At 41.4% G+C, this 15,035-nt stretch carries 13 protein-coding genes and 1 pseudogene; 10 read left to right on the top strand and 4 right to left on the bottom strand.

Going from position 1 to position 15,035, the window contains the following annotated elements:
* Positions 1-36: 36 nt before the first annotated feature.
* From LAY41_RS15030 to LAY41_RS15005, 7 genes and pseudogenes are all read left to right on the top strand, one after another.
* Positions 37-4,854 carry an nSTAND1 domain-containing NTPase gene (locus LAY41_RS15030; RefSeq protein ID WP_249099165.1) on the top strand — a complete coding sequence of 1,606 codons (4,818 nt, stop codon included), beginning with the start codon at positions 37-39 and terminating at the stop codon, positions 4,852-4,854.
* Positions 4,855-5,094: 240 nt separating this feature from the next.
* On the top strand, positions 5,095-5,307 hold the full coding sequence (locus tag LAY41_RS15025) for a BrnT family toxin (RefSeq protein ID WP_249099162.1): 213 nt from the start codon (positions 5,095-5,097) through the stop codon (positions 5,305-5,307).
* A gap of 46 nt (positions 5,308-5,353) precedes the next feature.
* Positions 5,354-5,596, top strand: a complete 243-nt coding sequence (locus LAY41_RS15020) for an antitoxin (RefSeq protein ID WP_249099159.1) — start codon at positions 5,354-5,356, stop codon at positions 5,594-5,596.
* Between the two features lie 31 nt (positions 5,597-5,627).
* A pseudogene (locus tag LAY41_RS15015) lies at positions 5,628-6,005 on the top strand (papain fold toxin domain-containing protein).
* 28 nt (positions 6,006-6,033) lie between these two features.
* Positions 6,034-6,363 (top strand): hypothetical protein, encoded by a 330-nt coding sequence (locus LAY41_RS15010; protein ID WP_249099156.1) that lies wholly within the window; start codon positions 6,034-6,036, stop codon positions 6,361-6,363.
* Positions 6,364-6,856: 493 nt separating this feature from the next.
* Complete coding sequence (locus LAY41_RS32825; protein ID WP_420840322.1) at positions 6,857-6,970, top strand: NACHT C-terminal alpha/beta 1 domain-containing protein; 114 nt, start codon at positions 6,857-6,859, stop codon at positions 6,968-6,970.
* A 75-nt stretch (positions 6,971-7,045) separates the two neighbouring features.
* Entirely contained in the window at positions 7,046-7,204 is a 159-nt protein-coding gene (locus tag LAY41_RS15005; RefSeq protein WP_338022993.1) for a hypothetical protein, read from the top strand.
* Positions 7,205-7,375: 171 nt separating this feature from the next.
* Here LAY41_RS15005 and LAY41_RS15000 read toward each other — a convergent pair whose 3' ends face one another.
* The gene (locus tag LAY41_RS15000) at positions 7,376-7,849 is read right to left on the bottom strand and encodes a DUF7689 domain-containing protein (protein ID WP_249099153.1); all 474 of its coding nucleotides are present in this window, start codon (positions 7,847-7,849) and stop codon (positions 7,376-7,378) included.
* Entirely contained in the window at positions 7,843-8,265 is a 423-nt protein-coding gene (locus LAY41_RS14995) for a hypothetical protein (RefSeq protein WP_249099150.1), read from the bottom strand. The genes LAY41_RS15000 and LAY41_RS14995 overlap by 7 nt, the downstream gene beginning before the upstream one ends.
* Before the next feature lie 217 nt (positions 8,266-8,482).
* Here LAY41_RS14995 and LAY41_RS14990 point away from each other — a divergent pair, with 217 nt between their 5' ends.
* A complete protein-coding gene (locus LAY41_RS14990; RefSeq protein ID WP_249099148.1) occupies positions 8,483-8,839 on the top strand; it encodes a type II toxin-antitoxin system HicB family antitoxin in 357 nt (118 codons plus the stop codon).
* A gap of 29 nt (positions 8,840-8,868) precedes the next feature.
* The gene (locus LAY41_RS14985; protein WP_249099145.1) at positions 8,869-9,297 is read left to right on the top strand and encodes a type II toxin-antitoxin system VapC family toxin; all 429 of its coding nucleotides are present in this window, start codon (positions 8,869-8,871) and stop codon (positions 9,295-9,297) included.
* Positions 9,298-9,527: 230 nt separating this feature from the next.
* On the opposite strand, the gene LAY41_RS14980 is transcribed toward LAY41_RS14985, so the two are convergent.
* Positions 9,528-11,219 (bottom strand): glycosyltransferase family 39 protein, encoded by a 1,692-nt coding sequence (locus LAY41_RS14980; protein ID WP_249099142.1) that lies wholly within the window; start codon positions 11,217-11,219, stop codon positions 9,528-9,530.
* A complete protein-coding gene (locus LAY41_RS14975) occupies positions 11,216-12,604 on the bottom strand; it encodes a serine/threonine protein kinase (protein ID WP_249099139.1) in 1,389 nt (462 codons plus the stop codon). Before LAY41_RS14975 ends, LAY41_RS14980 begins: the two co-directional genes overlap by 4 nt.
* A gap of 151 nt (positions 12,605-12,755) precedes the next feature.
* Between LAY41_RS14975 and LAY41_RS14970 the strand changes: the two genes are divergently transcribed.
* On the top strand, positions 12,756-15,035 hold the full coding sequence (locus LAY41_RS14970; RefSeq protein ID WP_249099136.1) for an ATP-dependent helicase: 2,280 nt from the start codon (positions 12,756-12,758) through the stop codon (positions 15,033-15,035).

Here is a 15,035-nt window from a genome sequence, read left to right as displayed (position 1 = left end):
ACGGGCTATCAATGGCGTGCTGACGGGCTATAACCTTTGAAATTTATCGATCAACTGTGGGGAGTTATGGGTAAGTTAATCCGCTTAGAAATTCAAGGTGAATTCAATTTAGGTTTTTCCATCAACGCGAAGATTGAGGAAGACTCCCCACTTTTATCGCCCTCAGATAATCGCCTCATTGCAGGAATCACCGGGAAATTAGCTGATAACTTACAGTTATTGGAAAAATATCGCGATTGGCAGGTAATTTATCGGAATATAGCCACATCTTTTTCTACCTTTCCTTTGCAGCGCCGTCCTAGTTTTACTAATGTTTCTGCGAATATCCAAGACAATGATTTTGAGCCATTCAAAAGAGAAACCGATGATTTGATAAACAGCTTCAATGCTTGGCTCAAAGATAAGGCATTTCTCCCCATTGAATCCCTATTGCGAAATCACTTAAATCCTAATGAGGAAAATCGCATCCTGTTGCTGACTGATAACCCTTGGTTGCGAAAACTACCTTGGCAAGAATGGGATTTAATCAGGGAATTTCATAAAACAGAAATAGGTTTCGCTTCGCCTAATTTTAAGCAGGTGCAACAACTTTCCCCAATATCTAAAGATGGGGTGAAGATTCTGGCAATTTTGGGTTATCAAGCTGATGTGGAATCCCAAGGAGAGGCGATTCAAAATTTGGGGAAGAATGTAGAAGTTACTTGGCTCAAACAACCCAAACGAGAAGAGTTAGATGAACCGCTGTGGAAGCAACGGTGGGATATTATTTTCTTTGTTGGACATGGGGAAAGCGGGGATGAGTGGAAAACCGGAACTATCAAGATTAATCAAGATGATAAAATCACCATATCCGAGTTAAGAAATCACCTGAAGAAAGCGATTGAGAATGGATTGAAACTGGCAATTTTCAACTGCTGCGATGGACTCGGTTTAGCGCACTCCTTAGCAGAAGGGGAAGATTTATATTTGCCGCAAATGATAGTGATGCGGGAAGAATTGCCAGTTGCAGTTGCACCTCGGTTTCTGCAATATTTTCTGGAAGAATTTACTCAGTATAATTCCTTGTATGCTTCGGTGAGAGAAGCGCGGCGACGACTGCAAATTTTAGAGAAAGTGTTTCCCTGTGCGAGCAATTTACCTGTAATTTGTCAAAATCCCGCCGTTAAACCTTTGCGGTGGAACGATTTAGTAATTCCTGCTTGTCCTTATCGCGGTTTGTCGGCTTTTCAGGAAGAAGATGCGGAATTATTTTTTGGACGGGAAAGTTTTACTAATCACCTGGTAAAAGTTGTGGAAGATAAAAAGCTGGTGGCGGTAATTGGTGCTTCTGGAAGTGGGAAATCTTCGGTGGTATTGGCGGGTTTAATTCCTCGTTTGCGTCAGAAAGAAAATTGGTTAATTGCTAGCTTGCGTCCGGGTGCTACTCCTTTCGAGAATCTGGCAAAAGCGCTGCGTTTACCGGAACAATTGGCGACTGATTTGCAAGAGGGAATTCGCAGTTTTTCGGATGTGCTAAAAAGCATTGGTGAATCTCGGACTGTGCTGTTAGTAGTTGACCAGTTTGAGGAAATTTATAGCTATCCGAATCAGAAATTTTTAGATTGTTTGTTGTCGGCGGTGCGGGATGTTTCTGCTTTCAGGTTGGTGCTTACCCTGCGGGCTGATTTTCTCGGACAAGCAATAGATTATAATCCTTTGAGGGAGGAGTTGCAGCGCTGGAAATCGGAATTTATCGGCGCGATGGAACGACAGCAATTGCAAACAGTAATTGAAGAACCTGCAAAGAAACGGGGCGTATATTTAGAGGCGGGATTGACAGAGCATATTCTGAATGATGTTGGCAACGAACCGGGTTATTTGCCATTGTTGGAATTTGCGCTTACCGAAATGTGGAATAAGCAGGAAAATGGTTGGCTGACTCGTCAAGTTTATGATGATATTGGTGGGGTGAAAAATGCTCTCCGCAGACACGCAGAACGAGTTTATGATGAGTTGGAAAAGGCAGATAGGGAACGAGTAAAACGAATTTTTCTCCAGTTAGTTTCTCCAGAAGGAACAAAATACATCCGCCGACTGGCGACTCGCGCTGAGGTGGGGGAAGGAAATTGGGATTTGGTGAGTCGTTTGGCGACGGCGCGTTTAGTGGTGAGTAACCGCAATGAAACGACTGAGATAGAAACGGTGGAAGTTGTGCATGAAGCTTTGATTAAAGCATGGCCCGATTTGCAGAAATGGATTGAGGAAGATGATGTTTTTTTGAGATGGAAAAAGCGGTTACAGGAGGCGTTGGGGGAATGGGAAAGGAATGAGAATAAGGAGGGTTATTTGTTGCAAGTAGCACCGTTGGGAGAGGCGGAGGGGTATTTGCAGCAACGTTTGGGGGATATCAGTCCGGCGGAACGGGTGTTTATTCAGTTGGGGTTGGGGTTGCGCGATCGCATCCGTCGCCGTACTATTTTAAGTCTAACCAGTGGTTTAGTCGCTATTTCAATTTTTGCTACGGGGGCTGTCTGGCAATGGCAACGCGCTGAACGACAAAGCCTAATTAGTGAAACTGATAGTTTAGGTAATTTAGCTTTGAGTCAATTTCAATCAGGAGAAGGTGGAATCAATGCCTTGATGATTGCGATGGAAGCAGGGCAGAAGTTGAAACAATTAGTTAAAGATGGTGAACCTTTAGCAAATTATCCGACAACTAGCCCTTTGTTGGCTTTACAGACTATTACTGCTAATATTCGAGAGAAAAATGAGTTTCAAAGTGATACCAAAGATATTAATAAAGCTATTTTTACTCCTGATGGTCAAAAAATTGTTTCCTTTAGCCGAGGAGAACGTAAAGTCATAATTTGGAATCTATCGGGGCAGAAAATTACTGAATGGGAGGAACCAGAGAACAAAGAAATTTACAATTTAGCGATGAGTCCTAATGGTAAATACATTGTTACTGTTAATGAAAACGGTAACTTATACATTTGGGATTTCACTGGTCAAAAAATTACCCATATCTATAATACACAATCTTTTGGTAATCCTGCTAGTGATACTGTTAAATTCACTCCAAACAGTCAGTATATCGCTATAAGCAATTTTTTGGAGGTAAGATTTTTCAATTTATTAGGTAAGCAAGTTAAGGAGTTAAAAACAAATACTGGAGGACAAATAACGAGTATAGAATTTACTGCAAATAGCGAAGAAATTATCATTGGCAACGTTATGGGGATGGTCGAGTTTTGGAATTTAAAAAGTTTGAAAAAGATTAGAGAATTTAAAGTCAATACTAGACTTGTTAAAATAGCTATTAGTCCTAATGGTCGGCAACTGTTAACATTGGGGGCAGATGTTAATTCATCGCAAATTGCTGGAGTAACACCCCAACTCTGGGAATCATCAGGTAAAAAAATTGCTGATTTTGCTTTTTCTCCATTTATACCTGGTACTAATGTTCATGGGGATGTTAGTTTTAGCCCTAATGGTCAAGAAATTGCTACAGTAATACCGGGCGAAGGATTACTGAAATTATATGATACGAAATCGGGTAAACTAACTAATACAGTAACAATAAATCCATTGTTTGGTCTTAGCTTAAATTATAGCTCTGACGGTGAAATAATTGCTATTTCAGGGATCAATGGAATTAGATTTTTAGGTGTAGCCAAACCTTACTTTAAAGAATCAGCAATTATCTACGAAACAGAAGGATTCCCTTTCCCTTCAGGAGGAAATCGTCAAAAAGAAAGAGTAATGAATAATTTACAGTTTAGCGCGGATAGCAAAAACATTTTGATTACTTATTTCCAGAATGAGTTCTTAGATATTTGGAATTTGCAAAAAAATGAAGTTAAAAGATTTGATTTCCGCAACAGTTTTGCGATAATGAGTCCTGATGGCAATCTGATCATCAGAGTCACGAAAGAAGGTATCCAAAAATTTGACCTTTCAGGCACTTTGATTTCTGAAATAAAAACAAATGTTAGTAAGGAAGAGAATGTATTGAATTCTCTTGATAAGATTAAATTTGGTAAAAGTTTTAGTTTTAGTTTTGATGGTAACAAAATAGCCACAATTGGAAATGTTGACGCAGGACGTAATATTAATAAAGCATTTCCACTACGTTTATGGAATTTATCTACTAAGCAAGTCAAGCCATTGAAAAATGACTTATCTGAAAGAGTCTGGCGAGTAGTAGTTAGCCCAGATGGTAAATATATTCTTACTATTCCTCAAGAAGCAGAGCCAGGTAAAATTTGGGATAATTCTGGAAATTTGGTTGACAGGTTAATAGATATAGAAGACATAGGTGAATTTAGTCTAGATAGTAAATACTTGGTAACATGGAGTCTGGAAAGAAAGCGAGGAAAGCAATTATACTTAAGAAATATGAAGAATAATCAAGTGGTTAAGTTGGATAATCAAGCAATGATTATGAGTGTTTATTTAAGCCCAGATAGTAAATTGATAGCAACAGCAGGTACAGATAATTTTATCAAAATATGGGATATGTCTGGAAAAATAATTAGTAAAATTAAATTAGAACAATCTGTTGGCAGATTAACTTTTAGCCCTGATAGTCAGCAGATTGGGTTTTTGGGTAATCGTAATGAATTAAGTGTCTGGAATATAGCAGGAAAGCAAATTGCTAAATATACTGTTCCCGAACAAGGTCAAGGTCAGATCGTGTTTTCCCCAGATGATAAATATATAGCTACTGGAGGTAGAAAAGTGTTTATTTGGCGCAATCAAAACTTAAATGAATTATTAGCTACAGGGTGTGACTGGTTAAAGGAATATTTAGCTACCCGTCCAGAGGAAAAACAGAAATTAAAAGTTTGTCAAGAGGCGAACAATTCTCAATGATTTGTATTTTGTGAAGTTATGTAACAGGTAGAATGCCTGTTTTACAGGTAGGGCGCGATCGCCTGCGGATGATGTAAAATAGGAGCAAAGTCGGTTTGTCAAAGGTATGTGTGGAGTAGGAAGTAAGTTGAATTATAATTGAATCATTACCCTCACACGAGCATCAATAGATGGCTATTGTCAAAATTCCCAAAGATTGTTTAATTACTGAGGATAAAGATTCAATTAAGTTTTTGCAGAATGAATAAAATAACCTTTCAGTGGGATGAGCAAAAAAACAAAATTAATCAACAAAAACATGGTATTTCTTTTGAAGAAGCTGAATCAGTTTTCTTTGATGATTATGCCCTTCAATTTTGGGATGAAGAACACTCCCAAGAAGAAGAACGTTTTTTACTTCTGGGTATAAGCTCTAAAATGAGAATCTTAATTGTAGTTCATTGTTTTCGATAAGAAGATTCTATCATTAGAATTATATCAGCAAGAAAAGCCACTAAAAATGAAAGTAAAGAATATAGGAGATAAAACAATGGAACCGGAATACGATCTTTCCAAAATGAAAAAAAGACCTAATCCTTTTGCCAAACAGTTAAAAAAACAGGTCACTATTTCTCTAGGAATTGATGTGATTGAATATTTTGAAAATATGGCTCAAGAATCAGGTATATCTTCTCAAGAATTAATTAATCTTTATTTGCAATATTGTGTTGTTTCTCAGCGTAAATTATCTATCTCTAATTAGAGAATCAGCCAATTATCGAACAACTACAAGAATGAGTAACGAAGATGAAAAAATTACCGATCGCCAAATCGATGAAATTAGGGCGATCGCGGAACAATACGACATAGGAACCTGTTTGCAATGTGCTACGGCTATTAAATCATACTTGAAATCCCAGCAGATTAAAGGCAGACATATCAGAGTCGAGGCTCTTTCCGCCTACGGATTATAAGGAATTATCTACGATGATGACACAAATCAGCAGATTGCCACCAATGGATTCCATGAAGGAATTGCGATCGACATCGAAGGAGTGGAAAAAGTTTTCGATAACCTGTACCATGAAGGAAAGCCAATAAACCAATGGTTACAAGATTTAGTCGTTATCCCTGGCAATCAGCTTAATCTCACAAACAAAGAACAGTTTTAGTAATAACATCACAGAGAAAAGAGGTACTATGATTAGTTTTTATGACCTTTTACCAGAAATCAAAAAAAGACCCACTCTCTATTTAAGTCGGTACTCAATCTTTGATTTTCAGTCCTTCTATTACGGGTACGATCTCGCCAAAAATCAACTCGGATTACCCAAATCGGAAAAAGACCAAGAATTTGAAGAGTTTTTGTTATGGTTAAGAGCAAGATATAAAATAGAAACTACCCAATCCTGGGCCAGTCTCATCCTCTTTCATTCTTTAGATGAAAGAGATGCACTCGATCGCGTGTTTGACTTGTGGGAAAAATTCCAGAATTGCGATCGAAGCCAAGTTTCATTAGTAGTTAGTTGAAAAATTCGCACCGTTCCAGAAACTTCAGAAACCCGGTTTCTTGTTCATAAGTTATGCTAGAATACAAAAATAAGCATTTATGTTCAAATCATCCAATCATATCAATCCACATCAACTATGAGCCAAACTATTAATGCCAGTGGCTTAAAACCGGAACAAGTCGAACAAATTCAAGCCATTATCGAGGCGTTTAAAGCTAAAAATTAACTCGATAATTTAGCCATTTCTCAACTCAATACTAAAACCCAAGATATCATCAATACTTTAACAGAAAACCCGATTAAAGTCAATAGTTTTCTCACCCGTGAAGAAATTTATGAACGTTAATGAGGTCAAATGCAACTTAGCTTTATTGATACTAAACGATGGCTCAAGAAGAAGGTATATCTTCCCAGGAATTAATTAACCTTTATTTGCAAGATTGTGTTGTTTCTAAGCGTAAATTATCTCTAAATTAGCCTAAAACAAAATATGAGCGATCGCTGATACTAAGGTGGGTTTGTACGTCGTCTGGATCACCGACGAACCCCTCGAAGCACGTTTGCGCGGTTTTCCCCCCAGTCAGGATAATTTATTAGGGGCGATTCAAACTTGGTTAAAAAAATAACCAGATGCTAAAATTATGTTATAATAAATACTAAAATTAAGAATTACCAACTGCAAACCCTAGTGTAAAATAACCATGCAAGCTATTTTTTGGACGGCTGAAGAAGTTGCCCACAAAGCCCAACAAATTTATGAAAATGATATTCGCCAACAAGTCGAGTCCAGTGAAAATCTTGGTAAAATGATCGTAATTGATGCAGAAACAGGTGAATATGGCATCGATTCAACTGGGTAGAAAGCGCTTTAAAATTAAAGCAAAAGAACCCCCAAGCCCGATTATTTACAATGCGGATTGGTATGGTTTGGTTTCATTAGAAAAGCTGTCAAGCTCGATATAGTTTGTGTCATCAAACAACAATACTCCTTATACAACCCTGCCCAAGTCCAAAAGTTTGCTGAAAGTTTATTACTCCTGCTCAATCAAACGCCTTTTCATCACACAAGAAACTTCACCGTATATACTACCTTCTAAACCCTCTAAAGAATTATGTTCTATATCCTCATACTGACCTAATTTGCTAGTCCACTTTCCATTAGGAAGTTGTCTCGCTGCGTGTTGAGGTTTTCCATCTAAAACATAAATCGCTATTTTTTCAAAACCAACTTCCAGCAAAGTGTTATCGCAGACTTCATACCCTAAAGTTTGATAAGCCATCATAAAAGCAGTCAGGGATTCCTCTCGTAGTATATTAGGTGGCCAGTAGTCTCCACCTTTGGCATCTGGCCACCACCATTCTTCTGTACTTCCAGCAGCCCAAGCTATACAATTATAATCAGTTGTGTCTGAACTGGTAATTTGATATCCCGTTGTCACTAAATTAGGATGATTTTGTTCAATCCATTCTTTAATATTTTGTATCCAAGGATTATTTCCTACCATTTGTAACCTTTTGCTTTCCCCCACTCTAGCCAGAACTCAGTCATCTCTTTAGTTTTACCCCGTTTTTCTAAAGGTACTGGATCTTCTCCAGTAATTTCACACAAAGCCCAAAACCAACGCCCAGACTTTCTTTCGACTTCCCTTAATAACAGAGGAATTACTACTGGACCCATCGTAATAATTTGTTGGTAAGCAGGGTGCATCACTAAATCAGTAGTGGAGGAAATACCTATTGTTTCATTGCGCCATTGCTGTACTAAATTTGTAAAAGTGCGATCGATTTCCTCGATCGCACTTGGCATTGCACTCACTGGATAAAAATACCCAACTAAGCGTCCGTTATATTCGATTGCTAGAGGCTCTGTTTCCTCTAACAAAATTTGTTCCTTTAATTCCTGCAAATTTGTTTGTTTCATTGGGCATTAATTAAAATATTTAGTATTAAGTTTTATTCTAACTGAAAAGGATGTTTTTGTCAAGGATAAAATGCGCTGCGGTCGGTGCTTTAGCTCCAAACCAGATATTTCTGAAAACCCCGGTTTCTGTCTGGGTATTATGCGATATCGACATAATAGAACTCATATTCCCCACTATCTGCTATAATTGAATGAAATTTGAGCTAATGAAGAATTTATGGTTAGCAAAGTGTCAACAGGAAAAATATCTCAGTCAGTTCCCCTGAAGTTTCATATTTTGCTCGATCGCTCTAATGAAACAAAAATAAGCGCATCTTTTCTGGAACTCCCTAACTGCCAAGTAGAAGCTTCAACGCAAGAAGAAGCTATAGAAAAATTGAACGAAATTTTACATACTCGTCTGGAAAACCTAGAGATTATTCCAGTAGAAATTGAATGGCAACCCCCTAAACAACCGGAGAATCCTTGGGTAAAATTTGCCGGAGTTTTTCAGGATGATCCTGACTTTGCTGAGATTGCAGAAAGTCTTAGAAAAGAGCGTTTAGCTAACGATGATGAAATTACTGAATTTTAGTGATAAAACTATTAATAATCAGAGAAATAATGACAATTTGGATACTTGATACAGATCATGTTTCCCATCTACTCCAAGGAAACAAGGTTGTAACTTATAAGGTAGATAAAGTCTTTCCGAACTTAGCTATTACAGTTGTTACAGTGCAGGAAATTTTTAACGGATGGATTGTTAAAATTAACGGTGCTTCTGAATCTACAGATTTAGTGAGACTTTACACCAAATTATGGACAAATTTGGAATATTTTAATGAGGTTAGGATACTGAATTTTGATGCTGAGGCTTACAATTGTTATGAGCGTCTGCTGAAAGAAAATAAGCAACTTAATAAAAAAAGGCTCCAGAAAGATTTACGAATTGCCGCAATTGCCCTTTCGGTGAATGCGGTAATGGTGACCCGTAACAAGCGGGATTTCTCGCTAATTCCGGGTCTAGTTATTGAAGATTGGACGGAATAAATTTCGGGTTCTAGAAACTAAATTGATAATTATAGCAACCGCCAAGGCGGTCAAGGCATTCTTAATTCCTGAAACCCTTGATAATAAAGCTTTCTTACCCTAGCCCCTAGCCCCTAGTCCCTAGCTATAAATCGAATCGTTTGCAGATTCTCAAGGGAATAGAGTTAGAATTAACGGTGGAAACAGTTTTTAGCTGGTTGAGTTTTAGTTAATTTAAGAAGTGCGATCGACTATTGACAACGATAAAGCTGATAGGGAATACCAATGCGGTGGTACTCGTCGGGGTCAATAGTGCAAGTTGCTTGGCTAGAAAGTGCTAGCTGCGGAGGATAGTCACGGCGTCTGAGTCCTGGGGCAACTACCCACAAAGAAAGCGGAAGTGTTGATGGTGTAGGTAGTTGGGATAAGTTTTGCCAAACTGAATCGTAGCCAGAAGATCGATTAAAAAAAGCAAATTTTGGACAAGCTTCTGCAGTTATCTTACATTTATCTGAATCAAATTTATGAATCGCTAAAGCAAAGCTAAGTCCCAAAGCCATATCCTGAGAATCGTCGTATCCCATCACAACCATAAGCGGAGAAGCTGGCTCGCTTAGCATATCTTGCGCGACTCGCTGGGGATTATATGGCTTTTGAAAAGCCCAATCATGAACGACAAAAACACAGCTGATAATCCCAACCAATAAAACAGTGACGATCGCAAATTGACGATCGGTAATTGCCGATCGTTTCCCACTCCCCCGCTCCCCCGCTCCCTTACTGACGAGACTGGCTCCCAGTAAAGCGCAGATAGCTGGGTAATAGACAAAGTTATAGCGGGGAGCAATAGTGATATCCTTACCCAACAGATATACGATCGCGAAAAATTGCAACAACACAAAAAGGATAAAAATCCCCAGAGTCAAGGTAGCCAGATGAGTTGCCGAATTGCGCCATAATTGTCTCACCCCTTGAAAGGCGTACCATCCCAGCCAACTGCCAAACACAAGCATCAGCAAACTGAGAGGAATCGCAATCCACAGAGGTTGGTTTTCTACAGGTAAGGCAATCACCATCAGCAACCAAGCCGCCAGGGTTTGGTATAGAGGCGCAATATTCTCTGGCGGCGGTACCCAACTGGTTTCGGGACGCCCAAAATGCCCCAATAACACTGGCAACCACGGGATGAAGAAGATAAAAGGTAAAAGCCAAAAGCCAAAAGCCAAAAGCCGAAAACGAAGACTTTTAATTTTTGCGTTATAAATAAACACCAGTATGGTAGCTAGCTGAGCGAGTAAGGCAATGATAAAAAAGTAGTGGACGTATAAACCAATGGTGTTAAATGCTACCCAACTTAAGCAAACAAGCGATCGCAATTTCTGTCGCTGAAGGTCTTGCTGAATTTGGATCAGTGCTGATAAAGATAACGTAATCAGCAGTACCGGAAGGGTGTAATGACGTGCCTCTTGGGAAATGTAGACGCCAAAGGGAGAGACAGCCATTAAAGCAGCTGCCATTAGTCCGGCTTTTGGGGAAAAGGCAACTCTATTGAGCCAGTAAACGGCTGCGATCGCACCTACTCCAAATAAAGCCGGTAGCGATCGCAATATCCACACCCACCCATGTTTAACTGAACCAAACAGAGATGCCTTTAACCAAGCGTGTATCAGACAAAAAAACAGGGGTGGATGAGTAGACTGGGTAGCAAGAGTGCGGGCAATTTCCCCACAACTCGTAGCGGGATTGAAAGTAAAGATTTGTTCTAGGCGGTTGACGGGAAAAACCACATCTAGTATTACATCATGGTAAGATCTTCCCAAAGTGAACAAAGCGGTAATTACTTCATCCAACCACAATGGCTTGAAGTCCAGATTCCAGAATCTGAGGGTAGTTCCCACAACTATAGCTAAAGCCAAACCCAGGTAATGGCGAGAGAATTTCATCGAATTGCTAGCGGTTTTTTCAGGAAAGCGGCTATTTCCTGCGTTAACCAGTCTTTCTCGATCGGCGTTAGCCAGCAGGCGAAACGGTGGGTGCGAACTCCTTCCACCAAGGTACAGGCTATTGTTGGTTGAGGAGTTTCCCCTTTCAATTTGGCATACCACTCATCCTCCGGTCGCACAAATTTACTCAATTCTACGCGATCGATGTCTTGGGTGCGTCCCTGGACTTGGTAGAACATTCCTAATAACGACCATCGCAATCGGAAGTTTTGCCTATCAATTTCCAGTTTTGTGCGACCCAGTAATTTAAACACGATTTCTTGGAGCTTTGCCAGCCCAAACATACTCACAATAATTGCACCAAGCGGAAAAAGCCAGAAAAATGGGCTAAAGAAAATTAAGGGCAGGAAAGAGAAGAAGAAAAATGACATTACCAGCGAAATCAGCGCAGAAATTAAATTGTACACATCCCTGTATCCCAATCCATTACGGGGAAGTTCTGCCACTAAACGCTTCTGGGTTTTAGTAAAGGCGACACGAGTGCCAGCGGGTCGGCGGTGTATCGGTACGAGAACTCCCTCACCCTTTAGCACTGAGAGTGCTTCCTTAGCTGACAAAAATCGGTTTTCCACTGCGGGTTCCAGCAGCTTTTCCAACCAGTCTGCGAACTCAGATGAAAATGGTAGCTGAGAGCGGAAATTAATCTTGAGTTGGCGAGAAGGAAATTCCGAGGGCGATCGATGAGTCAGCACATAGAGTAAAGTTGTTCCTAAGCCATACAGATCGGTTGCTGGGAAAGCTTGTCCCCGAAACTGTTCTGGTGCCATGTAGCCGTAAGTGCCGACTACCGTACTGCCAGCAGTAATTGTATTCTGATAAGTGGCTTTGACCGAACCAAAATCCACTAAAAATATTTGTCCGTCTTCGCGCCGAACGATGTTATGAGGTTTGATATCTCGGTGGATAACTGGTGGGGTAAGTTGGTGCAGGTAGCTCAAAACATCCAAAATTTGGCTAGCTAGCTGCCGAACATCCTTTTCCGTTGCGTGCCATCCGCTTTGCACCAAAGAAAAGAGCGATCGGCCCTCTGCCAATTCTTGCACTAGGTAGAAACTATGGTTATTCGGCCTTTCCACCTGGAAATAGTCTATATAACAAGGAATGCCGGGATGATTCAAGTGGGAAAGGACGCTGGCTTCTCTTTCAAACAATTCTAAAACTTTCCAGTCAGCCATGCGGTCTAGGGACAGCCCTTTGATCGCCACCCGCTTACGAGTTTGCAGATCTTCGGCCTCGTAAGTCGTCCCCGTTCCACCTTGCCCTAAAATGTTGACAATCTGATACCGTTCGGCAACGATATCTTCCGGCTGGTGCAACAGTTCCATGAGGATTTTTACACTGTGGGTTGTACTCTGATTTTAAGCTAGCGATCGGCGGTCATATCAAGTAGGGGCGGGTTTTGCCGAGAGATTGTCTGTTTCATAGAAGCGTTATCTGCTAAACCCGCCCCTACCAATTTATAACTTAGACATACTAATGACTTTTGACAAAGAAGAAGCTTTACAACTTATCCGTAATAGTCTGCGGGAAGGACAAAGACAAATGGCAGACTGGCGGGGTGGCCCGCTGGCGGTTTCTGCGGTTCCCGGTGCGGGTAAATCTACGGGGATGGCGGGTGCGGCGGCTTTAGCGATCGCACGTAACCAACTGCATAACCGTCGCCAGCTAGTCGTCGTCACCTTTACCCGTTCAGCTGCCGCCAATATCAAAGCCAAAATCCGCAAATATCTGCGCGAGCAATTATCTTTAGCACAAGTAGGCTTTGTTGTCCATACATTGCACGGCTTAGCGCTGAACATTGCCAACCGTCATCCAGAACTATCTGGGTTGAATTTAGATAACGTTACTATAGTTACGCCCGATCGCAGTCACCGCTTAATTCGGACTGCGGTGGAACGGTGGATTGCCGCCAATCCGCGCAGATATCAAGTTTTGGTAGAAGGACAGCAATTTGATGGAGAGGAAACCGAGCGATTGCGTCGTCAGTCGGTTTTACGCACAGAAGTCCTGCCCTCACTGGCTCAAACGGTAATTCACGAAGCAAAAAGTTCTGGTTACTTGCCAGCAAAATTGTGGGAATTGAGTACTGAGACTAGGGATGAATATGAAATTTTAGCTCTAGCAGCTGGGTTATACGAAAATTATCAGGACTTATTGCGATCGCGCGACTTCATCGACTACGACGAAATGATTCTCGCCGCCTTGCGAGTTCTGGAGAACGAAAACGCCCGCCGTCTTTGGCAAAACCAAGTATTTGCCGTCTTTGAAGACGAAGCGCAAGACTCCTCTCCCCTCCAGACCCGATTACTGGAGATTCTCGCCACTAACCCAGAAGCGGAAAAATCCCAAATCAATCTGGTGCGAGTTGGCGACCCAAATCAAGCAATTAACTCCACTTTCACTCCCGCAGATCCAAAGTATTTCCGCGACTTTTGTGAAGCCTGCAAAGCCGAAAACCGACTGGCGACAATGGATCGAGCCGGTCGCAGCAGCCAGATTATCATCGATGCGGCTAACTTTGTCCTCGACTGGGTAAATAACTCCCAATTGGCAGGTACAGCCCAACCTTTTCGCCCCCAGAAAATTCTCCCAGTTACAGCAGGTGACCCCCAACCCGATGCTAACCCTGCCCCAGTCGGTCGCGGTCTGGAAATCTATACTCCTGACGATATTCATCACACAGTCAAACTAATTGGCGATCGGGCGATCGAATTATTAGCCCCTATTAACAAGGAGAGTGGGGTAGGATCGGCAGCAGTTTTAGTGCGGACAAACGACCAAGGAAGATTTGTTGCCCAACAGCTAAGACAGGAATATGGAAATCGGATAGATATATTCGATGTCATCCAGCAGACTCTCTATACAAAAGTTCCAGCAGAAATCCTCTTTCTGCTGCAATTCCTCGATCGGCCCCATTCCCCCGACCACTTAAAAGCCGCCTTAGAAGTGCTGGTAGAACGTCAACTGATACCCCCACAAGATCTCAACCCCCTCGCCAGTCTACCAGAGCAGTTTCTCTACCCAGGCCCCCTCGACCCACCCCAAACAGAGGTAGTCCTTAAAGCGCGTAGCTTCTGTACTAAGTTACTCCGCGCCAGAATTGAGTTGCCCCACTACCAACTGATTACCTTCCTAGCTTTAGCTTTGAATTATGACCAAACGGAACTTGCTACCGCCGACAAATTAGCCGAACGGATATTCCGACAAACAGCGAGTAACAGTTCTATGACTGCTACTCTGGACGCGCTGAGCGAAATTGTCACTTCAGAAAGATTTGAACCAGTTGATACTGAAGGCAACGAGAGCCAATTTACTCAACCTGGTAAGCTGACCATCATCACGATGCACAAAGCCAAAGGGCTAGATTGGGATTACGTTTTTATCCCGTTTTTACACGCCTCAATGATTCCCGGTAGTCTGCGGATACCAGCACCGTCTCAGTTTCTGGGCGACTTTACTTTGGCAGAAGTAGCCCGCGCCCAAATTCGTGCTAGTCTTCACGGTGAATTTCCCTTACCAGAAGTGGCCCAAGCTTGGGAACAAGCCGGATATCTCAAGACAGCTGAGGAGTTTCGTCTTCTTTACGTTGCTATGACGCGGGCGAAGCGTTTGCTGTGGATGTCTGCCGCGTCATCAGCGCCTTTCACCTGGAGCAAACCGGAGAATTTGCAGGAACAACTCCCTTGTCCGGTTTTGCCAGCATTAAAGAGCAGATTTCCGCGATCGGTCGTTTCCCTGTCTATGATGCCGATATGA

The organism is Argonema galeatum A003/A1 (assembly GCF_023333595.1).
Classification (GTDB): Bacteria; Cyanobacteriota; Cyanobacteriia; order Cyanobacteriales; family Aerosakkonemataceae; genus Argonema; species Argonema galeatum.
This window is presented reverse-complemented; position numbering and strand designations above follow the sequence as displayed.